The sequence below is a fragment of the Candidatus Terasakiella magnetica genome (genome assembly GCF_900093605.1).
Taxonomy (GTDB): domain Bacteria; phylum Pseudomonadota; class Alphaproteobacteria; order Rhodospirillales; family Terasakiellaceae; genus Terasakiella; species Terasakiella magnetica.
Genome location: NZ_FLYE01000046.1, coordinates 72522 through 92326, shown reverse-complemented (window position 1 = coordinate 92326; position 19805 = coordinate 72522). Strand labels below are relative to the sequence as shown.

At 46.8% G+C, this 19805-nt stretch carries 18 protein-coding genes; 7 read left to right on the top strand and 11 right to left on the bottom strand.

All coding sequences use genetic code 11. From position 1 onward, the window contains the following. The first annotated feature begins 9 nt into the window (after window positions 1-9). Both MTBPR1_RS14860 and MTBPR1_RS14855 read left to right on the top strand, forming a co-directional pair. On the top strand, window positions 10-1059 hold the full coding sequence (locus tag MTBPR1_RS14860) for an Lpg1974 family pore-forming outer membrane protein (protein WP_069189812.1): 1050 nt from the start codon (window positions 10-12) through the stop codon (window positions 1057-1059). A 258-nt stretch (window positions 1060-1317) separates the two neighbouring features. Next, complete coding sequence (locus tag MTBPR1_RS14855; RefSeq protein WP_083223131.1) at window positions 1318-3216, top strand: sodium:proton antiporter; 1899 nt, start codon at window positions 1318-1320, stop codon at window positions 3214-3216. An 8-nt stretch (window positions 3217-3224) separates the two neighbouring features. On the opposite strand, the gene MTBPR1_RS14850 is transcribed toward MTBPR1_RS14855, so the two are convergent. From MTBPR1_RS14850 to MTBPR1_RS14830, 5 genes are read right to left on the bottom strand one after another with little or no spacing between them, the layout of a single operon-like run. Continuing rightward, complete coding sequence (locus MTBPR1_RS14850; protein ID WP_069189811.1) at window positions 3225-4046, bottom strand: substrate-binding periplasmic protein; 822 nt, start codon at window positions 4044-4046, stop codon at window positions 3225-3227. Window positions 4047-4094: 48 nt separating this feature from the next. Next, the gene (locus MTBPR1_RS14845) at window positions 4095-4772 is read right to left on the bottom strand and encodes an ABC transporter permease (protein WP_069189810.1); all 678 of its coding nucleotides are present in this window, start codon (window positions 4770-4772) and stop codon (window positions 4095-4097) included. Next, window positions 4769-5464: an ABC transporter permease gene (locus MTBPR1_RS14840; RefSeq protein ID WP_069189809.1), complete on the bottom strand. Its 696-nt coding sequence runs from the start codon at window positions 5462-5464 to the stop codon at window positions 4769-4771. The genes MTBPR1_RS14845 and MTBPR1_RS14840 overlap by 4 nt, the downstream gene beginning before the upstream one ends. A 60-nt stretch (window positions 5465-5524) precedes the next feature. Further along, a complete protein-coding gene (locus MTBPR1_RS14835) occupies window positions 5525-6268 on the bottom strand; it encodes a transporter substrate-binding domain-containing protein (protein WP_069189808.1) in 744 nt (247 codons plus the stop codon). Window positions 6269-6324: 56 nt separating this feature from the next. Continuing rightward, window positions 6325-7098 (bottom strand): ABC transporter ATP-binding protein, encoded by a 774-nt coding sequence (locus MTBPR1_RS14830; RefSeq protein WP_069189807.1) that lies wholly within the window; start codon window positions 7096-7098, stop codon window positions 6325-6327. A 277-nt stretch (window positions 7099-7375) separates the two neighbouring features. On the opposite strand from MTBPR1_RS14830, the gene MTBPR1_RS14825 reads away from it, so the two are divergent. Together MTBPR1_RS14825 and MTBPR1_RS18175 are read left to right on the top strand one after the other, a co-directional pair. Then, complete coding sequence (locus MTBPR1_RS14825; protein WP_069189806.1) at window positions 7376-8359, top strand: MDR family oxidoreductase; 984 nt, start codon at window positions 7376-7378, stop codon at window positions 8357-8359. Window positions 8360-8549: 190 nt separating this feature from the next. Then, on the top strand, window positions 8550-8873 hold the full coding sequence (locus tag MTBPR1_RS18175; protein ID WP_069189805.1) for a hypothetical protein: 324 nt from the start codon (window positions 8550-8552) through the stop codon (window positions 8871-8873). 75 nt (window positions 8874-8948) lie between these two features. Here the strand turns inward: MTBPR1_RS18175 and MTBPR1_RS14815 are convergent, their stop codons facing one another. Next, window positions 8949-10808 carry an ABCB family ABC transporter ATP-binding protein/permease gene (locus tag MTBPR1_RS14815; RefSeq protein ID WP_069189804.1) on the bottom strand — a complete coding sequence of 620 codons (1860 nt, stop codon included), beginning with the start codon at window positions 10806-10808 and terminating at the stop codon, window positions 8949-8951. A gap of 72 nt (window positions 10809-10880) precedes the next feature. Further along, entirely contained in the window at window positions 10881-11585 is a 705-nt protein-coding gene (locus tag MTBPR1_RS14810) for a DUF6969 family protein (protein ID WP_069189803.1), read from the bottom strand. Window positions 11586-11772: 187 nt separating this feature from the next. On the opposite strand from MTBPR1_RS14810, the gene MTBPR1_RS18245 reads away from it, so the two are divergent. Together MTBPR1_RS18245 and MTBPR1_RS14800 are read left to right on the top strand one after the other, a co-directional pair. Beyond that, a complete protein-coding gene (locus MTBPR1_RS18245; RefSeq protein WP_205631256.1) occupies window positions 11773-12636 on the top strand; it encodes a hypothetical protein in 864 nt (287 codons plus the stop codon). Window positions 12637-12755: 119 nt separating this feature from the next. Next, window positions 12756-14309, top strand: a complete 1554-nt coding sequence (locus MTBPR1_RS14800; RefSeq protein WP_069189802.1) for a hypothetical protein — start codon at window positions 12756-12758, stop codon at window positions 14307-14309. 3 nt (window positions 14310-14312) lie between these two features. On the opposite strand, the gene MTBPR1_RS14795 is transcribed toward MTBPR1_RS14800, so the two are convergent. After that, window positions 14313-15290: a TAXI family TRAP transporter solute-binding subunit gene (locus MTBPR1_RS14795; protein ID WP_069189801.1), complete on the bottom strand. Its 978-nt coding sequence runs from the start codon at window positions 15288-15290 to the stop codon at window positions 14313-14315. A 135-nt stretch (window positions 15291-15425) separates the two neighbouring features. Between MTBPR1_RS14795 and MTBPR1_RS14790 the strand changes: the two genes are divergently transcribed. Continuing rightward, a complete protein-coding gene (locus tag MTBPR1_RS14790; RefSeq protein WP_069189944.1) occupies window positions 15426-15944 on the top strand; it encodes an adenine phosphoribosyltransferase in 519 nt (172 codons plus the stop codon). A 2-nt stretch (window positions 15945-15946) separates the two neighbouring features. On the opposite strand, the gene MTBPR1_RS14785 is transcribed toward MTBPR1_RS14790, so the two are convergent. The 3 genes from MTBPR1_RS14785 to cysS all read right to left on the bottom strand — a co-directional run bounded on the left by MTBPR1_RS14785 (window position 15947) and on the right by cysS (window position 19760). Beyond that, window positions 15947-17485: a DUF4384 domain-containing protein gene (locus MTBPR1_RS14785; RefSeq protein WP_069189800.1), complete on the bottom strand. Its 1539-nt coding sequence runs from the start codon at window positions 17483-17485 to the stop codon at window positions 15947-15949. A 123-nt stretch (window positions 17486-17608) separates the two neighbouring features. Then, window positions 17609-18373, bottom strand: coding sequence for a substrate-binding periplasmic protein (locus tag MTBPR1_RS14780; RefSeq protein WP_069189799.1), 765 nt, complete (start codon window positions 18371-18373; stop codon window positions 17609-17611). A gap of 19 nt (window positions 18374-18392) precedes the next feature. Further along, window positions 18393-19760 carry a cysteine--tRNA ligase gene (gene cysS / locus MTBPR1_RS14775; RefSeq protein WP_069189798.1) on the bottom strand — a complete coding sequence of 456 codons (1368 nt, stop codon included), beginning with the start codon at window positions 19758-19760 and terminating at the stop codon, window positions 18393-18395. Window positions 19761-19805: the final 45 nt, after the last annotated feature.

Here is a 19805-nt window from a genome sequence, read left to right as displayed (position 1 = left end):
GAAGTTATAATGTTATTTAAAAAAGTGGCTCTTGCAACAGGTTGCACATTTGCCCTTATCGCAGGAAGTGCTCAGGCAGCAAGTCCAAGCAATGCTGATGTTATGGAAGCGCTTAAAGCGTTACAGATGAAAGTTGAAAAACTTGAAAAAGAAAATCAAGTTTTAAAAGCTCAAGGCAAACCTGCGGGCCGCTATAATGACTATTCCCACCTGAGCCCCAAGAATAACGACACCAAAGTGTCTGGGAAAATTGGCATTTCCTACTTACGCCCCTCATCCAATACCTTCCAATATTTCCAGACAGATGATGGCAATGATGATATGTATCAAGATACAGAACAATATCACGGTTTTGAACCAGGGTATGAAGCTGAATTAAACATTCCTCTAGAAGATAGCCGATGGTCCCTTGGCGTTTCCGGAAAATATTACGCCAATGAAATGGAAAGACATCAATTCATCGGTCAGACTAACGCTTGGCGCATGGGTAAAAACAAAGAAGAAGTAACTAACACAGCTTTATCTGCTGACTTTAGACGTATTCTTCTTGATACCGATGCCACCTATACCCTGATTAATGAGGCTGATGGTAAATTCTCCTTCATTACAGGTTTACGTGCAGGTCATATGGCAGGAAGTGTCGCCTATGAAAATATTACGGGCACTGATCGCGTTAATAGTAAATTCGGCTATACGGGTCTGGGGCCAAAAATTGGTATGGATGCAAATTTCGCCATCACCGATCAGCTTGGTTTTAAGACCTCTGTCAGCGGCTCCGTGCTCGTAGGTCGAAAAGACAATCAGGTTACGACCAATGGTGATGGTGATGCAAAATCCAGTGGTTTCCATGCCGTACCTGTTTTTGATACAGAAGTCGCAGGCCATTATAAAATTAAAACAAAAGACATGGACCTTGTTGCCGAATTTGGCTTACAAGCCGAATATTGGGCAAACGCTCCGTCACACTATATTGCTACGGATGATACGACAGGTGCGGAACAGTCACACGAAGATTACCTTATGTTTGGCCCATTTGCTCGCCTAAAAGCAACGTTCTAATAGTTTCAACCTTATCAAAACAACCTAAAAAGGCCTTCGGTTCAATCTCAACCGAAGGCCTTTTTTTCAACGACAAATCATTGATATCCAACCCAAGAAAATTGTTTCTGCCTTTTGATTTATATCTTTTTGGTGAAATCACCCTTTAAAAAACAAACAGGTAATAAAAGAAAAGCAGCTGTTCTTGCGCGAAAATACTTGTGTGAAAGCGCCCCATGGGCGATATCTGTAAGATAAATAACAAAAATCAGGAACAGCATGACTGAACTTGCGATAGATATCTTTGGGCAAAATTTCCAGATGTGGTTAACCTACATCATCATTCTTGCTGCCCTCATCGCTTATGCTGTTGAAGATATTCCAGTAGAACTCACCTCGCTTGTGACCTTGGGTCTCATCATGGTGATTTTCCATATTTTCCCTGTTGTGGGTGAAGACGGTCATAACCTACTTTCTCCCAGAAATCTGTTGTTAGGTTTTGCCAATACCGGGCTCATAACCGTGCTTGCGCTTTTGGTTGTGGGTCAAGGCATGGTGCGCACAGGTGTGTTAGAGCGCGGCGCACAGCTGCTTTTACAACTTGGCGGGAAAAACACGCTGATCACCATTTTGCTGACCTTGATCGTTGGCATGCTGATTTCCTCCATGCTCAACAACATCCCGGTTGTGGTGATTTTCATCCCGATCATGCAGGCCTTGGCTGCGCGCATCAATAAATCGGCCTCAAAAGTCATGATGCCGCTCAGTGCAGCTGCCGTTCTTGGCGGGATGATCACTTTGATCGGTTCTGGCACAAACCTGTTGGTAAACTCCGCCCTCATCCAGCTTGGTGAGGTGCCTTTCAAGTTTTTTGACTTTACCATCCCGGGTTTGGTTCTCGCCTCAATCGGGCTTGTCTATGTGGTCTTTGTTATGCCCCGCCTATTGCCGGACCGCAGCGGTGAAGAAGGCGAAAATAAACATAGTGGCAAGCATTTCATCGCGCAGCTAAGTGTCGCACCCGGTGCTAAGCTGGTAGGTAAAAAATCCATGGGTGGCTTCTTTATTGATCTGCCCGATATGACCGTGCGCATGATCCAGAACCGCGGCGAAAGCATCCTGCCGCCCTTTGAAGATCATATCATTCAGCCCGGTGATATTTTGGTGGTGGCTGCCACGCGCAAAACCATCACGGAAGTGCTGACCCAAAATAAAGGTCTTTTAGAGCCTCATCACCCTGAACTGATTGATAAGTCTTTCACCTCCATGGAAGGTGAAGACAGTGAAAAAGAAGCCCCCGAAGAAGAGGAAGTCAAAACCCAAGACCGTATGTTGGTTGAAGTTATGCTGCCCCCAACATCACAGATTTCGGGTCAAACCCTGCAAAACACAACTTTTGCCCAAAAAAGCGCCTGTAAAGTTATTGGCATTCAACGTCGCTCACGCATGATCCGTGCGCGTATGGATGATATTCGCCTGCAATCAGGTGATGTCTTGCTTGTTCAAGGCCACCCCAGTGATATTCATAACTTGCGCTCTAACCGCGATGTGATCTTGCTGGAATGGTCTAAAGAAGAATTGCCAGCTGTTCACCATGCCCGCCGGGCTTTGGCTATTTTCGCCAGTGTTGTCGTCTTGGCTGGTACGGGCATTTTACCAACTGTGACTTGCGCCTTACTGGGTGCAACCGCCATGGTCGGCATTGGTGCCTTAAATGTGCGCCAAGCTGTGCGCGCGGTTGATTCAAAAATCGTCACCATGGTGGGGGCGGCCCTTGCGCTGGGTTCTGCCATGCAGGCCACAGGGGCGGCCAGCTATCTCGCCCATAGTGTTGTTGATATGCTGGATGGGGCAGGACCAAGGACGGTCTTATCTGTCCTTTTCTTGTTAATCGCGATTTTGACCAACGTTTTATCTACGCAAACATGCGCCGTCCTTTTCACCCCCATTGCCGTTTCTATGGCAAATGAGCTGGGTGTGGACCCGCGCGCCTTTGCCGTGGCTGTGGTCTTTGCCGCAAACTGTGCCTTTGCCACCCCCATTGGCTATCAAACCAACCTGCTGGTCATGGCACCGGGGCGCTATAGCTTTAAAGATTTCATTGTCGCAGGCACACCGCTTGTCTTTATCATCTGGATCGCCTTTAGCCTGTTCATACCGTCATTCTACGGTTTTTAGAATAAGAATTAATCCGCAAGCTTATAGCGCAGATTATATTTTGCGTAGATCGCATCATATGTGCCATCATCAATCATGTTTTTGAGCTTGTCATCAAACAGTTTCACATAGCTGGGGCGCACAGATTTCTTGGAAAAAAGAAAGTACGTCGGCCAAGTCAAAACAACCAAATTCTCTTTCGTAGCTGTTTTCTCAACCAGCTCAACCTCACTTGCCAGATCGTTATTAATCAGATAATGCATAACGGGCAAATAATCCCCGACAAACATATCAATGCGCCCCTTTAACAACAGGCGCACACTGTGTTCTGTTGAATCAGACGGGGTGACTTCCTTAAATTTTTTATCACCTGTAATGGCTTTTTTAAAAGGCCCACTGCCATAAAGATAACCCCGACGAACAGCAATTTTCTTATCCTTCATATGCTCAAAAGACAAGTCCGTTGCAAGCCCCTTGCCCTTGCGGGTAAAGAGATAATATTTCTGTAAAACCAGCACATGGTTGGAATAATAACCCCAAACTTGGCGTTGCTCATTCTTGCCTGCATTAAACAACACATTTTTAAAACCATGCTGCACTTTACTAACTGCGCGTTTCCATGGGTAAAACTCAATATTCACCCCATCTTTGCCCGTGCGTTTTACAGCTTCTTGTAAAATGTCGATGGCAAGGCCAGCCGGGCGGGCGTTAATCTCATATTCATAAGGGGGATAATGTAGTGTTGCGGCTTGCAAAACAGCTTTATCATCTTCTGCAACAACGGGCAGTGCACCAAAGAAACAGAAAGATAGAACCAAAGACAGCTTCGCAAGTACGTGAAGAGCAGGCATTTTAATCAATCAAAAGAATCTACTACTATCGTATAGTAAAACACATAATCACTGAAAACGCAAAAGGCGTTTTTCCACCCGCATCCAGACTTGGATAAAGATAAACGTCATCAAAAGATAGATCACACCCGCAGTGAAATACATTTCAATGGCGAGATAGTTGCGTGCAATGATGGTGCGCGTCACTCCGGTGAGGTCTAACAATGTGATGGTATAGGCCAGTGCCGAGCTTTTCAACATGAGGATGATTTCATTGCCATATGCAGGCAGGGCCATGCGAATGGCGCGCGGCAGGACCACACGGCGATAAAGCGTGTGTTTTTTCATACCAATGGCAATGCCGGCTTCCACTTCCCCGTGGGGAACGGCCCTAATGGCACCGCGAAAGATTTCTGCCGTATAGGCCCCGGTATTTAGCGCAAAGACAATGAGTGCACACCAATAGGCCTCTTTTAACACCACCCAAAAGATACTTTCACGCACCGCTTCAAACTGGGCTGCGCCATAGTAAAACAGGAACAGCTGCACCAAAAGCGGCGTACCACGAAAGAAGAAGGTATAGACCAGCGGCACATTGCGCAGCCACCAGTTTTGCGAACTGCGCATCAAGGCCACGGGAATGGCAATGACAAAACCAACAAGACAGGCAATGAACACCAGCTCTAGGGTCAGTAAAGCCCCATCCAACAATTTGGGCAGGGCAATGAAAATCTCTTCCCAATTCATGAGGCTGCCCTTTTCACACCGCGGTTAGCCCATTTTTCTGCATAAATCTGGCCCAACATCACAACCGATGTAATGGCTAAATAAATCAGGGCGGCGATGAAATAAAAGGTGAAAGGTTCCTTGGTATTGCTAATCGCAATGGCGGAATTTCGCATTAATTCCGGTAATGCGATGAGCGATACCAAGGAGGTATCTTTTAACAAGACCTGAAACAAATTCCCAAGACCCGGTATGGCAAGGCGCATGGCTTGGGGTAATGTGATGCGCCAAAAAACCTGCCTGCCTTGCATACCACAAGCAATGCCGGCTTCAATTTGGCCTCGCGGAACAGACTGTATGGCCCCGCGAAACACTTCCGTTGCATAAGCCCCAAAGGAAAGCCCCAATGCGCAAACACCGGCGACAAACACATTGATCTCGATATAATCATCATAACCAACCGCCTCAGCCATGCGGTTGATGATGTCTTCGCCCCCAAAATAAACCAGCAAGACCACAAGGATTTCAGGAATGCCGCGCACCACCGTGGTATAGCTTTGCCCAAGCGCGCGAAAAAAAGCATAAGGCGACAGTTTTGCCCATGCCCCTAAAAGACCGCAGATAAGCCCAACCAATAACCCGCCCAAGGCGACCTGTACGGTCATCCATGCGCCAAAGGCGATCTGTGGGCCAAATCCTTGAAGGTCGAACATTGCTTGCTAACTCTTAAATCAAAGTATCGCCCCCATCTTCATGAGGGCGACAACTTATTCTTAGTAAATTGAAAACGGGAAATATTTCTCGTTAATCTTGGCGTATGTGCCATTGGCAACAATTGCTTTGATCGCCGCATTCATTTTTTCACGCAGATCATTATCTTTCTTGCGAACCGCAATGCCGATTTTATCATTCACATCAATGGCTTTCCCAAGGAATTCAAAGCCTTGACCCGCCTCTGAGCGCAACCAGTCATAAGCTGGCAACTTATCAGACACCAACACTTCAATGCGCCCTGAAGCTAAATCAAGATAAGCATTTTCCTGCGTATCATAAAGCTTGGCATTCACACCCATCATATTATCTGTCACATAGTTCGCAGCAATGGTTGCACGCTGTGCACCAATGTTTTTACCACGCAACATATGTGCTTTCAGGCCAGAACCTTTTTTCGCAACCATGGTCAGGTTGTTGGAATAATAAGGCTCAGTGAAACTCACAGCCTTTTTGCGCTCTTCAGTAATGGACATAGAGGCCACAACCGCGTCATATTTCTTTTTCTTAAGGCCAATAAGGATGGAATCCCATTCAAGCGGGGCGATAATTTCGCATTCCACTTTCATTTCTGCACATAAGGCATTGGCAATATCCACATCAAAACCAAAGGCTTTGCCTTCTTTATTGATGCCGTTAAACGGAGGGTATGCGCCTTCTGTACCGATGCGCAGCTTGTCGCCAGCATCTGCAACAGAAATACCAAGGCCGAGTACAGCAGCCAATGCAATTGCAATTTTTTTCATTTGGGTGATCTCCCGTGATCGAAAATTAAGTTAGTCCCTAACCAGCCGGATTTATTTTAAAGTTCCGTACTGATAAATTGTTTCATACGTTCGGATTTCGGGTTTTCAAAAACCTCTTGAGGTGGTCCAAACTCTTCCACCTGTCCTTGGTGCAGATACATCACATGGCTGGAGACCTCGCGCGCAAAACCCATTTCGTGGGTAACCACAAGCATGGTGCGCCCTTCTTCAGCCAACATCTGCATAACTTTTAAAACTTCACCGACAAGTTCTGGGTCAAGGGCCGAGGTCGGTTCATCAAACAGCAATAATTCCGGTTCCATCGCCAAAGCGCGTGCAATGGCTGCGCGCTGTTGTTGCCCGCCTGAAAGCTGGGAAGGAAAATGCCCACGGCGCTCATAAAGCCCGACCTTATTGAGCAGTTCTTCTGCTTTTTCAGTCGCTTCAGCCTTAGATAGCCCCTTAACCTGAGTTGGGCCTTCAATGATATTTTCCATCAAATCCATATGGGCCCAAAGATTAAAGCTTTGAAACACAAATCCGATTTCTGAGCGCAGGCGCGTGATCTGCTTTTTATCAGCCGCGCCCAATTGCCCGTCTTTTTCACGTTTCAGCTTCATGGCTTCCCCTGCCACAGAAATGCTGCCTTGTGTGGGGCGCTCCAGTAAGTTTAAGCAACGCAAAAACGTACTTTTACCGGAACCACTTGAACCGATAATGGAAATAACATCGCCATAGCGAGCAGTTAGTGAAATGCCTTTAAGCACTTCCAGCTCACCGAAGGATTTATGGATATCTGTGACCTCAAGGGCCGGAAAATCTATAGTCATGAAATCTTTTATGGATTTTTATCAATTAATTACACTTCAACTCTGATTCGACTTAACCAAGAAGTCAAGAAACTGTCATCTTTTATTTCTATTCCCGATAAATATGGGATTTTTTATAACAGATGAAACCTTTTAATGGTTTGACTTGAAATGAAATTGCGCAACCCCAATTAAGAATTCTAATCTCCCATAAGATTCGCTTAAAACACATTGATCGCCTACCGAACATTATGTATCGTACAAGTCACTTAATAATAAAATGATAATGAGGCTCCCCATGGCATTTAATGCGCTCCAGCTCCAAGAAGATATGTCCCTTGCCATCAACCCCATCACAGAAGATGACCTGCCCGCCGGTGAAGTTCTGGTGAAGGTGGATTATTCTACGCTGAACTATAAAGACGGTCTAATCATGAACGGTCTGGTCAAGCTGGTAAAACAATATCCCCATGTGCCGGGTATTGATTTTTCAGGCACCGTTGAGGCCTCAGAAGATGAGCGTTACAAACCCGGTGATCGCGTGGTGCTTAACGGCTGGCGTGTGGGTGAAATCCACTGGGGTGGCTATGCCCAAAAAGCACGGGTTAAAGCTGATTGGCTAGTGCCCCTGCCTGATGAAATCTCCACCAAACGCGCCATGGCGATCGGCACAGCAGGTTATACCGCCATGCTTTCCGTCATGGCCTTGGAAGAACATGGGCTAACCCCTTATCAAGATGGTGAAGTACTGGTCACAGGGGCTTCTGGTGGGGTGGGCTCCATTGCCTGTGCCATCCTTGCCCGCCTTGGCTATCAAGTGGCGGGTTCAACCGGATCAGAAGACTCCCATAACTATCTTTTAGAGCTCGGTGTTAGCACCATTGTGCCGCGTGCTGAATTAGAAGAAGGCCCGCGCGGCCCCCTTGGGGCTGAACGCTGGATTGGTGCCATTGATAATGTGGGTGGCACAACCTTGCACCATGTGCTGGCAACGCTTAAATACTGGAGCTGCTGTGCCTCTGTCGGGCTTGCGGCCTCAAATGAGCTTAACACAACCGTCCTGCCGTTTTTGATGCGTGGCATTACCTTACAAGGCATTGACAGCGCGACCTGCCCTTATGAGCGCCGCGTCAAAGCCTACCAACGTCTTGTGACAGAGCTTCCAGAAGATGTGCTGGATAGTATGACCAGCACAATTTGCCTGTCAGACCTGCCAGAGGTAGGCAAAAAAATCCTTAAAGGCCAGACACAAGGGCGCATCATCGTGGATGTAAATTCGTAAACCTTTTATTAACCAATTGAATCTTAAGGGCTTGTTAACTTTTTAACAGCCCCTTTTCATTTTTGGCATCCCCTTTGCAATAGTTTTAAGCATAAAGAGAACCGTCATTCCTGAAAAAAACAGGAACCCAATAAAAAACGGGGCCCCTGCCAACGAGCAGGGGTGACACACCTTTTAAAAGGATCGAATTATGTTTAGAGCGTTGAAGCTAGGAACAGTTATAGGCGGCTTAACTTTGTTAACTGCCTGCGGGTATGTGGATAAATACGAAGAAGCCGTCTATGACTGGGAACCAAGATATTGCTACAAGCAGCTTGGCTCCATCCAATGTTTCAGCGAACCAGTTCACCGGGACGCGGCCAGGTTGGTAAATTACTATGGCCCTCATCCAAGTCGATTTGAAACGCCCTCACCTCCCGATCGCTTGGAATCAACCGCACCGCGCCCGGTGGCCTATTATGTACGCGATGAAGACCCTATCCCTGATGATTCAACCGTGCATCCGGCCAACTAGTAACTAAAGGGCTTTCCCCTGCCCTTTGGTCACAAGAAAGCCTCTCCTTGCCCTAAAGGAGAGGCTTTTCTTTTTTTAAACGCCAGCCAGAACAGCTTCTTTCTCACCGACTTTCTCCAATGTTTCCAAAGCAAGGGCGGCTTCTTGTTGTTTGGCCCACATGGCCCCATAAGCTCCGTCTTTTTCAAGTAAGACCGCATGGTTGCCGCGCTCAATAATCTCACCTTGATCCAGCACGATAATCTCATCCGCATCCACAACGGTGGATAAACGGTGGGCGATAACAAGGGTGGTCAAGCCACTGGAAACTTCACGCAAGGAAACCTGAATTTCTTTTTCCGTATGGGTATCAAGGGCCGAGGTTGCCTCATCAAATAACAAAATACGGGGGCGTTTTAAAATCGTGCGTGCAATGGCAACGCGCTGTTTTTCACCACCAGAAAGCTTAAGTCCGCGTTCGCCCACAATGGTGTTATAGCCATCGGGCAGCTCCATGATGAAGTCATGAATGCTCGCCAGTTTGGCAGCCTTTTCCACATCAGCCGGTGTGGCATCGGGGCGACCATAGGCAATATTGTAAAAAACCGTATCGTTAAACAACACGGTATCTTGAGGCACAATCCCAATGGCACCGCGCAAGGCATTTTGCTTAATGGTGCGAATATCAGCCCCATCGATTTTCACCGCCCCTTCAGAGACATCATAAAACCGAAAAAGAAGGCGCGATAAGGTGGACTTACCCGCCCCGCTGGCCCCGACAATGGCTGTGGTTTTGCCCGCAGGCACCTTGAAATCAACCCCTTTTAGGATGGGGCGACGCGCATCATAGGCAAAAGAGACATTTTCAAACACCACTTCACCGCCGCCAACGGGTAAGTCTTTCGCCTCAGGGTCATCGGCAATTTCAGCTTCCTGATCCAAAAGCGAGAACATATGTTCCATATCAGTAAGAGACTGTTTGATCTCTCGATAGACAAAACCAAGAAAGTTTAGCGGCATATAAAGCTGGATGAGATAGCTATTAACCAACACAAAATCACCCAAGGTCATGGAACCATCCTGCACCCCATACCCCGCCATCACCATCACAGCCGTTAGCCCAACCGAGATAATTGCGCCCTGCCCGATATTAAGCAGGCTAAGCGTCACCTTGGATTTAATGGAAGCTTCTTCAAAGCTTTTTAGGGCCACATCATACCGACGTGCCTCATGCTGCTCATTAGTGAAATATTTCACCGTTTCAAAGTTCAGCAAAGAATCAACCGCTTTGGTATTGGCTTCATTATCGCTTTTATTCATGGTGCGGCGATATTTGATGCGCCACTCTGTCACAATGAGCGTCCAGGCGATGTAGCTTGCGATGGTGCCAAAGGTCACAACCGCAAAAGTCCAATCATAAAGCACCCATAAAATGCCACAGACCAAGACAATTTCCAGCAAGGTCGGCAAGATATTAAACAGCATAAAGTTCAAGAGGAAATCAATCCCCTTGGTGCCGCGCTCAATTGAACGGGTTAAGCCCCCTGTTTGGCGCTGCACATGAAAACGCAAGGCCAAACGGTGTAAATGCTCAAAGGTTTTTAGTGCCACATCACGAATGGCGCGCTGGGCCACACGGGCAAAAACCGCATCGCGCAACTCGCCAAAGGCTTGGGCCATCACACGCGCTAACCCATAGGCGACTAACAACATGACAGGCACCACAATCAGCTCGCTCCCCTCCCCAAGCGACAGCGCATCAACAGCCTCTTTATAAAAAAGTGGAACCGATACATTCATCGCCTTTGCCAGTGTCAAAAACACCAGCGCGATTAAAACCCGAATACGCAAGTTAGTGGCATTTTTAGGCCAAAGATAAGGCAGCAGCGTTTTTAACGTGCGCCAATCATTGCGAGGACCAGTATGTTTTGGGGCATCTTGGGAAAGGTGGCGCATGGGGGGAGGCTTTCAATTGGTTTTATTATTATCTTATATCTATATAGACGTAATGGCCCAATGTGCCAGCTCTTAAGTGCGGCGTTTCAACTCTTCTTCAATCTCAGCAATTTGGTAATGAACGTTACATTCAAGCTCTGACGTGATCTCCAGATGACGATCTTCAAACACATTCACGTCTGGATGCTCATTTTTCCAATCCTCAATCACATGGTCGCGTGTGCGCAGCAAGTCACAAATTTGTGGATAATAAAGCTGAACCATCGCGCCAACCCATCTATTTGCAGGCCAAGACGGGCTGGCATGGTCAATTTCAAAATGATCCAGCATCTTGATGACATCTTCACAATCATACCAATATTCTGCCGTCACCCAGCGATTGGTTGTAAATAAAGACTGAGGTGCGCCAAACGCATCCATGGAAATAGCAATCAGGTGGCTAAGCGCATCATTTTTGGCTTTTGGTTTTTTAAAATCATCCCCGACAAGCGGCTTTACCCCCTTGGGCATGCCTTTGGGGCGCAAAAATAGATGGAAATGACCATGTTCTCCATCGCGATGGGCATGATAGTAATATTGCCCATGGGTGTCATGGTCATAAACATCACCTTCGGGGTAATGGTTCATTTGAAAAAAAGTGCCACTTCCCTTTAACAGGTCTGCAACGATGTTTTCCCCCACCTTGGTGAGCACACGCTGGCAATTTTCAACTTCATGACCAGCTTTAAGCATTTTCTTTAAACGCTCTGTCGCGACATTTTTAAAGTCAGCTTTCATTTGCTCTTGCCCCTCATGGTCATCCTTACTCTCACTATAAGCCTTTGATGTTCACTTGGTCATCACATTTTGTTGATGGTCTGTGATGGCTTTGTTTAAAGACCCAAAGCAGGCAAAGGATCATAGTTATTTTAAGGCAACATCCTTTTACGGACATCCCCGTCCATCAGACATATTTGGAGGCATCATGACTTTTCGCAAGACACTTTTCTGTAGCTCTATCACCCCTCTTGCTCTCGGGCTTGGAATAGGTATTGCGACCATGGGCAATATCCAACCTGCCCAAGCCAACCCATGCGCTGCCAAAGCCTGTGCCCAAAACCCTTGTTGTGCCAAAAACCCCTGCGCAGCTAATCCATGTGCGGCAAACCCGTGTGCGGCCAATCCTTGCGCTGCGAAAAACCCCTGTGCCGCAAATCCTTGTGCAGCCAAGAACCCGTGCGCGGCTAACCCATACGCTGCGAAAAACCCATGTGCCGCAAACCCGTGTGCAGCCAAGAACCCGTGCGCGGCTAATCCTTGTGCTGCCAATCCCTGTGCTGCGGCTGAGCCAGAAGAACTCACCAATGCACAAGCCACGGCTGAATGGGATCGCCTTGTTGGGGCCATGCGCACCACCTATGCCAAATCTGGTGTAAAAGGCACAGGCCAATTTTTTGATTGGATTAATGTTACCAAAAGCCCCTATCAATCCAGCACCCATGGCGAGCGTTATCTTGTTAATATCGTAAATGAAACAGGTAAAGATTATGCCAAATGGGAAAAGGCTGGCACATTGCCTGCGGGCTCCCTCATTGCCAAACCAACCATTGTGGGCAAAAAAGATGGTACCGCAGAAATCGGCCCGCTCTTTATGATGGAGAAAATGCCAACGGGCTGGAACACGGCATCTTGGAATTGGAAATATACCATGATCAATGCCGATGGCAGCCTGTGGGGCCAAACCGGGGGTAAAAACTCAGCTGGCATGAACTTCTGTTTTGAATGCCATAATTCCATGGGGGAAGAGACCGACGGGCTCTTATTCCTGCCAGAAGAATACCGCCGCTAAGTAGAGAATAAACCATACTATACAAAAGAGCGCAGGTCTTACCCACCTTCGCTCTTTTCCTATGGGGAACAAGCTGTTACATAAGGGAAAAGAAGATAGAATAACAAGGTAGCATCATCGTGTTTAAATGGGTCAAGAAAGCCAAGAAACTCTTTAGTGGGCAAACATCAGGAAGTTCACTCGTCCATATTGATGATGATGGATTTATGGCTGAAAATATTTCAGTCAGTATTGAAGATGTTATCAATCAAGACGAAAATGAAGACCTTGGCAAGCTGCATATCCTCAGCCTAACAGAATTCCACCAAGCCCTTGGCGATACTTGGGATGCCCGTGAAGCTAAAATCCAAATGCTCACAGAAAATCTGCTGCGTGAACGTATTGGTGAGGGAAACCGTTGGGAACATCAAAGCCGGGAAATCTATATTATGCTGTTTCCTGCCCTTTCAGAAATAGAAGGGACCGCACGTGCCTTTGAGATTTCTGAAGAGCTTGGGTTTAAAATTATTGGCGAGCGTTTTGATGGCGGGCGTCGCCCGCTTGTGCGCGTGGCAGGCGTTGACCCCAAAGACGCCTTAAATGAAGACGGCACCTTAAATATTGCTAAACTTGAAGAAGTCGGTCGTGAAGGCGAGGCCGCAGGTGATCCCGCCCCTATCAAAGATTTAGATGCCAAGCAAGATGATCAAGATGACGACAGTCCTGATTGGAAGAAAAAGAAATGGGAACATGAAGAAGCTGAGACCGACTGGCAAAAAGACGCCCATGAAAATGTAGAAGCCAATACAGATTGGAAAAAGCAACAACTGGACAATGATCCGGAAGCTTCCCAAGACTGGCAAAAAAACAAAGCGCCTGAAACAGGTAAAGAAGCCGATGCTGACCCGCAATGGAAATCCATCAGCGCCCAAGAAGAACCCGTAAAACAAAAACAGACCAAGCCAAAGGCGAAACCCAAATATACTGCACGCTTTCAACCTTGTTGGGAAAAAACTCAAGAAAGTCTCTGCATCTATAGAAGTATTCTTTGTTTTGATACTGCTGAGGGACGCCACCTTGAAGGGGTTCCGGCATATGCGGGCTATCGCACTCCAAAAGACTGCCTAAAGGTTGATCTCTGGCTTTTACAGGAAACGGCAAAAGCGCTGTTCCCCATGATCAGTAAAAAAGTCATCACCCCTGTTTTCCTCCCCATTCACTCCACTTCTTTAAGGCAAGAACAGCTTGAGGATTTCTTGGCAGGCCTGACAAAATATACAGAAAACCTGCGCCAGAACTATCTGGTTTTAGAGATTATGGACGATGGAAAATGGGAAGAGGCCCCGCTTCAAGACCTTTGTGAACAACTGAGCCCACAGGTCCATGCACTTGCTTTTCGCCCCATTGGGAGCAATGGCTTTAAAGCCCCCTTATGTAAAGAGTTCAGCTGGATTGGGGTTGATTTCCAGAGCATGAGTGAAGAAACAGCCATAACGGCTGAACAAGTGAGCGCCCTGCATAAACATGCCGCATCAATCCAAGCCAAGCTTTACAGCTTCAGCATTAATAAACGCGAGCAACTAGGCGAGATGATTGACCTGGGCAGCACGCTTTTAGGTGGGATTGCACTGGTCAAAACCACAGACAAATTGCGCGCACCCTTTAACCTGCCTATTGAGCGTTTAAAGAAATAAAGTTTATTTCAATAAGCCCACTTCTTTATAATATTTAATCGCCCCACGATGCAGCGGTGCGGACAGCCCATCTTTAATCATTTGCGACTTCTTTATATGTTTAAAAGCTGGATGGAGTTTCTTAAAGGCTGAAAAATGATCCATCACGGATCTCACCACCTGATAGACAATTTCATCAGATGTTTTGGTTGAAGAAACCACCGTTGCCTTTGGGCCCAAAGTGTGGATATCACTTTCCGTGCCACGATATGTGCCTGCTGGGATCACGGCTTTAGAATATTGCGGGTATTTGGCGATAAAACTATCAACCCACTGCCCTGTCATCGAAATCAGCTTTGTATCACAAGATGTTGTTGCCTCTTTCACAGAGGCGTTGGGAATGCCTGCTGTAAAAAAAACCGCATCCAGCTTGTTGTTACATAAGGCCTTGGATTGCTCCGTTGATTTCAGGCTTCCCGCATAGGAAAAATCTTTTTCATCCCAGCCCAAATGCCCAAGAATACGCATCATGGTTTCGCGTTGACCGGAATCGATATTGCCCAGATTTACCCTTTTGCCTTTAACGTCTTTAAATGTATCAATGCCCGCATCTTTTCGCACGACAAGCTGCAAAGGCTCCCCATGAACGGAAAAAACCGCGCGCAGTTTTTTAAAACGCCCTGCCTCTTCAAAGCTGTGGCTCCCAGACCAAGCTGCAGCCTGCACATCTGATTGGGCAATCCCGAAATTTAGATCATCTTCGCGAATGGAGGTAATATTATGGGCTGAGCCGTCTGTTGATTCAACGGAGCACCGAATGCCATGTTCCTTGCGTTCCTTATTGACCAAGCGACAAATCGCCCCGCCCGTTGGATAATAAACCCCGGTTACACCCGCTGTACCAATGGTAATAAACATCTGGCTGGCATGAGCAAAAGGAAGGGCAGCAAACAATGCCCCAAGCATTACAGCCAAACACCATATGATTTTATAAACAGGCATATCTTATCCATCCCCCAAAGCTGCACATTTGGTCAACATTATAGACATATGATGTTGGCGAACCCAAGGATTTTAAATGACACAGACCAAAGCCCTTATTATGATGAGCGCAATCTTATTTTAAAGGGGGTTATAATGGACCTAAAAGACCATATCCGCGGCATTCCTGATTTTCCAAAACCGGGCATTTTATTTTACGACATTTCCACATTGTTGGCAGAGCCCGATGCATGGCAAGTCGCCATGGGCCGTATGGCAAAAATCGTTAGCCGCCATCAACCTGATATCCTTGCAGGCCTTGATGCCCGTGGTTTTTTGGTTGCAGCCCCTCTTGCGCTTAAACTCGGCCTTGGCTTTACCATGGTGCGCAAAAAAGGCAAACTACCTGGTGAAACCATCCAATATGATTATGATCTTGAATATGGTTCCAACACCATTGAAATTCAGGCCGATTGCGTCAAGCCCGGTCAACGCGTTGTCATTTTAGATGACCTGCTGGCAACAGGTGGCACCATGGAAGCCGCCATTAAACTGTTTAAAGACGTTGGCGCAGAAGTAGTCGGCACGGCCTGCATGATTGAGCTCACCTTCCTAAACGGGCGTGAGCGTCTTGATGGGGTGCCGTTTGACACATTGGTTGCTTATGATGACTGATCTTACTGAACAGTAACGATCAGGGATGCCTCACTTAGCGTGACATCACGAAGGCTGCGATAGATTTTTGTCAGTTCATGCTCATTTTGCAGTGACAAAGGTTCAAACGCAGCCTTTCCTATATGGGGGGCAAGGCGCTTTGTTACCTCAACATCTGTTGCAAAACATTTCACCGCTTCCACCCCGCTTGGCGGTGAAAACTCAAAAGCAAACGGCATCCCGGCAGAAGGGATATGCTGGGTAAAGCCGCCATTGATTTTGCCAGAAGTCATAAAACGGTTGGGAAAGATTTTAAAGAAAGCCCCATCGGCCTGAAAATAATAACAGCTCACATAGGCATCTTCTTGTGCGCGCAACGCCAGAACCATTTTCTGCCCGATTTTAAATAAAGGATTATCGCCTTTATTACTGGTCACATAAAGATCGATTGGCCCAAGGGCTTTGCGTGCCTCTTCATCAATGGGTGCTGGCGGTGGGATGAGCTCAAAACTTTCAGGGATTTCACTGCGCACAATGCGCCCCCGCCATGCAATAGATCGCCCATCAGCGCCTTCAAGGGTGAGGCGGATTTCTACCCATTGCTCAAACACCCAATAGGTTCCTTTGAGGATATAATCGCGTTTTTGACGCTGGTTTTCTTGATTGTTAAGGCTCCCCTTGGCAAGCTTTAACCCGCGAAAACGTTCTTCTTCAATTTCAAAAGCACTGATACTTAGATCATTGATGTTGCGCGGTCCACTGGCGGCCTGTTTTCGCAAACCATCACTTAAAAGCCCCATGAAATAGCGCCCAAAACCCGTGTGGATGCCACTGGTTTGATAACGCAGCCCTTCAACCATGATCTTGCGCACCTCCACAAGATCACGCATCAACTGGGCTGAGGCTTTTTGGGCGGCACCTTTCACAGATAGCCCCCCGACTTTCTGGGTTTCACCTTGCTTGCGTTTAAAAGACTTTTGCGTTGCTGAAACAATGCGCCCGCTTTCTGTTTCCACCAGCTTATAAGCCAGAATAATTTTTTCGCCTTTTAAAGAAAGACTACCAACCGCCAACAGGTCGGAGCGTGCCCGGGCAATCAAATCCCCAAGGGGATTTATACTTTCTGTGCGGGTGCCCATTTCATTAATGTCACTTACCACCGCGCCTAGTTCTTTGCGCCCCACAATCGCATAGCGACCATCCGCCTCGCGCACAAGCGCGCGGGTAAAGCCATCCACATAAGTCTGGGCCTCTTCAAGAGATATGGGCAGGTCTTCTTCCTTAAAAGGATGAATGGCAATTTTTGCAACATCCTGATCAAGCAGATTTAAAAAGCGATCACTCCAACTTGGTCGCCCCAGGAGTTCTCGTGCCATTTTTTTAAAGGATTTAGAAGCTGAAGCCTGTTTCTTCTTCTTTTTCTTATCTGTTTTCTTCTTTTTTTTCAGCCACGGCTTATCCTCATCCTGTGTGGAAATTGCCTCGCCTGAACCTTGTGCATATACAGGTTCTAGGCTGGTGACACAGAATGATAAAAAAACAAATAGAATGAAAAAACGCACGTGCAGCACCCTTAGACTGAACTTTCCAATCAATATACACGGATTAGGGAATATTTTCTGAAAAACCCTTACACCTTAAGCAAAAATAAATTGCTCTCACCATAAAGCCCGTGAAAAACAGTTCTATTTTGTCAGGTTAACCGCTTTCACATCATCAGCAGAAATATATTTAGCAAGGATTTGATCATATTCCCCAGACTTTCTAAGAAACTCTAGAGACTCATCAAAACGATCACGTACGGTCCTTTTTCTAAAGGCAACACGATATGGCGTAGGCATGAAGATTTCATGGAACTGAACGTCAATTTTACGACCTGTTTCACGTTCTACCTGCTTTTTAAAATGTAGAAAAATCCTGAAATCAGAAATCACCACTTGTTTGCGACCAGCTGCCAGCATTTTGACTTGTAACTCTTGGTTCGCAAGTTCGCTATATTGCTTATTCCCCTTCACAGCCTCTTGATAGTCTGGACCCAAAAGCTTATGGGCATTTTGAAAAGAAACGACACTATAGTTTTTTAACTCAGCAATTTGGGAAATTTTTAAGCCTGATGATTTTAGGGTAATGGCATAATTCTGATAAGAAATAATCTCATTAGAAAAGAAACCATCTACAGGCATATGAGCACGCATATTCATGCCCCCATCTAATGCCCCACCATTTAGGGCATGGGGGATACGCTTCATCGGCATGTATTTAGGTGTCATGGAAAAACCGGAAAGCTCAATTGCGCGTTCCACAATTTCATATTCCGCACCCGCATTATGTTCCTGAATGACATAAGGCGGTTTTGACAAACCAATGCCAATGAGCAGACTTTCTGCATGGGCAGGTAGTGAAAAACAAACAAAACCAATAAGAAGGAGGGCAAATGGCTGCAACTTCATGAAAGAAAACTCCTAAACCTTATTTACGTTTCCAGTTGGTCCCCCCGGCACCGTCTTCTAAAACAATCCCTTGGGCATCCAATTCATCGCGGATACGATCAGCCGTGGCAAAGTCTTTATTAGCCTTGGCATCACGACGTTCAATGATCATACGCTCAATATCCGCCTCATCAAGACCTGAAGCCGCTTGAGAACCGCCTTTTAGCCATTCTTCAACATTTTGTTGTAAGATACCGAGAATATTGGCTGCCGCAATCAACCTGCCCTTGTTATCAGGATCCGCATCTTTATTCACAGCGCTCAACAACTCATGCAGAATCGAAATTGCCAATGGTGTATTAAGGTCATCTTTGAGAGCTGCCATAAATTCAACAGGCGCTTCCACATCAGCGGCTTCCACATCTTGGCTCTGGCGCAAGGCCGTATAAAAACGATCCAAGGTCGATTTTGCTTCAGCCACACCTTCTTTGGTGAAATCAAAGGGCGAGCGATATTGCGCAGATAACATATAAAAACGCAAAGCCTCACCCGGGACTTCTTCCAACAGGTCATGGACGGTGAAAAAGTTCCCAAGAGACTTGGACATCTTCTCGCCTTCAACCATCAAATGCCCATTATGCATCCAGTAATTGGCAAAACGCTCTGTCTTGTTTGCACAGCAGCTTTGTGCGATTTCATTTTCATGGTGAGGGAAGATCAGATCATGCCCACCGCCGTGGATATCAAAGGTATCCCCCAGATATTTACGGCTCATGGCTGAACATTCAATATGCCAGCCCGGACGACCACGCCCCCATGGGGACTCCCATCCCGGCACGTCATCCTCAGATGGTTTCCACAAGACAAAATCAGCCGGATCTTTTTTGTAAGAAGCCACTTCCACACGTGCACCGGCAATCATATCATCCATATTGCGACCAGACAGCGCGCCATATTCAGGCATGCTTGGCACATGGAACAACACATGACCATCTGCTGCATAAGCATTGCCATTTTCAATCAGACGCTCGATCATCTCGATCATCTCAGCAATATGCTCGGTCGCGCGGGGCTCAATATCAGGATTACCTGCATTAAGTGCAGCCATATCTTGATGGAACATGGCCGCTGTGCGCTCCGTAATAGTGCGGATATCTTCGCCTGTCTCTTTGGACTTGGCGTTGATCTTGTCATCCACATCGGTGATGTTGCGCACATAGGTAACATCTGAATAAAGCGTTTTGAGCAAACGATAGAGCACATCAAACACAATGACCGGGCGCGCATTACCAATATGGGCAAAGTCATAAACCGTTGGTCCACACACATACATCCCGACTTTCTCAGGATTGATCGGTTTGAACTCTTCTTTTTTACGGGTCAGTGTGTTGTAGATGTGCAATGTCATTCTTTATTTCCCAGCAAGAAGCCCCTGCCTTTGCAGGGGCACACA

What these genes read in the sequence shown, in the direction of transcription:
- MTBPR1_RS14860 (WP_069189812.1), top strand. Translation starts at nt 10, where the DNA reads ATGTTATTTAAAAAAGTGGCTCTTGCAACAGGTTGCACATTTGCCCTT.
- MTBPR1_RS14855 (WP_083223131.1), top strand. Translation starts at nt 1,318, where the DNA reads ATGACTGAACTTGCGATAGATATCTTTGGGCAAAATTTCCAGATGTGG.
- MTBPR1_RS14850 (WP_069189811.1), bottom strand. Translation starts at nt 4,046, where the DNA reads ATGCCTGCTCTTCACGTACTTGCGAAGCTGTCTTTGGTTCTATCTTTC.
- MTBPR1_RS14845 (WP_069189810.1), bottom strand. Translation starts at nt 4,772, where the DNA reads ATGAATTGGGAAGAGATTTTCATTGCCCTGCCCAAATTGTTGGATGGG.
- MTBPR1_RS14840 (WP_069189809.1), bottom strand. Translation starts at nt 5,464, where the DNA reads ATGTTCGACCTTCAAGGATTTGGCCCACAGATCGCCTTTGGCGCATGG.
- MTBPR1_RS14835 (WP_069189808.1), bottom strand. Translation starts at nt 6,268, where the DNA reads ATGAAAAAAATTGCAATTGCATTGGCTGCTGTACTCGGCCTTGGTATT.
- MTBPR1_RS14830 (WP_069189807.1), bottom strand. Translation starts at nt 7,098, where the DNA reads ATGACTATAGATTTTCCGGCCCTTGAGGTCACAGATATCCATAAATCC.
- MTBPR1_RS14825 (WP_069189806.1), top strand. Translation starts at nt 7,376, where the DNA reads ATGGCATTTAATGCGCTCCAGCTCCAAGAAGATATGTCCCTTGCCATC.
- MTBPR1_RS18175 (WP_069189805.1), top strand. Translation starts at nt 8,550, where the DNA reads ATGTTTAGAGCGTTGAAGCTAGGAACAGTTATAGGCGGCTTAACTTTG.
- MTBPR1_RS14815 (WP_069189804.1), bottom strand. Translation starts at nt 10,808, where the DNA reads ATGCGCCACCTTTCCCAAGATGCCCCAAAACATACTGGTCCTCGCAAT.
- MTBPR1_RS14810 (WP_069189803.1), bottom strand. Translation starts at nt 11,585, where the DNA reads ATGAAAGCTGACTTTAAAAATGTCGCGACAGAGCGTTTAAAGAAAATG.
- MTBPR1_RS18245 (WP_205631256.1), top strand. Translation starts at nt 11,773, where the DNA reads ATGACTTTTCGCAAGACACTTTTCTGTAGCTCTATCACCCCTCTTGCT.
- MTBPR1_RS14795 (WP_069189801.1), bottom strand. Translation starts at nt 15,290, where the DNA reads ATGCCTGTTTATAAAATCATATGGTGTTTGGCTGTAATGCTTGGGGCA.
- MTBPR1_RS14790 (WP_069189944.1), top strand. Translation starts at nt 15,426, where the DNA reads ATGGACCTAAAAGACCATATCCGCGGCATTCCTGATTTTCCAAAACCG.
- MTBPR1_RS14780 (WP_069189799.1), bottom strand. Translation starts at nt 18,373, where the DNA reads ATGAAGTTGCAGCCATTTGCCCTCCTTCTTATTGGTTTTGTTTGTTTT.
- cysS (WP_069189798.1), bottom strand. Translation starts at nt 19,760, where the DNA reads ATGACATTGCACATCTACAACACACTGACCCGTAAAAAAGAAGAGTTC.